Origin of the sequence: Allocoprococcus comes, from assembly GCF_013300725.1 — a bacterium.
In the GTDB taxonomy this organism is placed as follows: domain Bacteria; phylum Bacillota; class Clostridia; order Lachnospirales; family Lachnospiraceae; genus Allocoprococcus; species Allocoprococcus comes_A.
In genome coordinates this window covers 1-993 of sequence record NZ_JAAIMM010000095.1, presented here as the reverse complement: position 1 = coordinate 993, position 993 = coordinate 1, and the positions used below count along the sequence as shown (strand labels likewise).

2 protein-coding genes are annotated in these 993 nt (G+C 47.0%); both read right to left on the bottom strand.

Features of this window, described 5'->3' with window-relative positions; translation table 11 throughout:
• Nucleotides 1–92: 92 nt before the first annotated feature.
• Nucleotides 93–416: a DUF7768 domain-containing protein gene (locus tag G4407_RS16185; protein WP_015513330.1), complete on the bottom strand. Its 324-nt coding sequence runs from the start codon at nucleotides 414–416 to the stop codon at nucleotides 93–95.
• 81 nt (nucleotides 417–497) lie between these two features.
• Nucleotides 498–993, bottom strand: a 496-nt coding sequence (locus G4407_RS16180; protein ID WP_173689698.1) for a DNA-methyltransferase, incomplete at its 5' end; no start/stop codon positions are given.

The following is a 993-nucleotide window of genomic DNA, read 5'->3' as shown; positions in this document are numbered from 1 at the left end:
GTTCTCCCCAAAGTGCGTTTGGATATCCAAACGCTATGCTTGCAAAACGAGTACCACCAGTTTCTGTAGCACCGGATTAACTCGATTCTGATTTATTTTGATTCTTTTATCTGTACCAGTCCATCAAGTGTCGTACAAATGATATGGAGTCTGTCTGCCATACTGATTTCGGTATTCATTGTTCCTGTCACTTCTTTCCCACATACAACTACCATCCGGCATCTCCGCAAAAGAATATGGGACATTCTTCCATATCCCTGCATATCTTCTGCATCGGACTCTTCCAAGAATGGTGAGAATACAAATCTCGGACAGATTGGTACATACCCAAGTTCATAGATTTTTCTGCAATATTTCTGCACTTTTACCCGGCTTTCTTCTGCTGAACAGCACACATAAGCCAGCGCCTGTTCCATACGCTCCATCTCCTTCCTGCATCCAGTTGGATGCCATGCATTTTCTCTATAAAAAACAAGATGTCCAATTGGACATCCCGGCTACTTTTCATCCTCTTTCTGCTCTGCTTCTAATGCAATTCTCACTCTGTCACTTCCCAGTTTGTAGTAGGCATCTGTTACCTCAATTCCCACTGCACGATAACCTGTCATAACCGCTGCAAGGACAGTCGTTCCTGCTCCGGCAAACGGGTCCAGGATCAGACCTCCCGGTTCGCAAATCTGAATGACATCTTTCATAAGCTGCAATGGTTTCTCTGTCACATGAATCCGGTTCTGCGGATTTCCATATCGGAAAACACCCGGCAGACAAGATACCGGACGGTTGATCGGCATCGGTCCGTTACTGCCCCACACAATGTATTCAGCCTGCTGGCGGAAACGGCCTTTCTGTGGACGGGAGTTTCCCTTATCCCACACCGCTGTTCCTCTCCAGATCCATCCTGCCCACTGCAATGCATCGGTAATCGATGGATACTGACGCCAGTCAATGAACAGGCAGATCGGAGCACCTTTCTTACAGGCTTTCCGCACATCA

Coding starts and splice junctions, on each gene's coding strand:
- G4407_RS16185 (WP_015513330.1), bottom strand. CDS start 416: ATGGAACAGGCGCTGGCTTATGTGTGCTGTTCAGCAGAAGAAAGCCGG.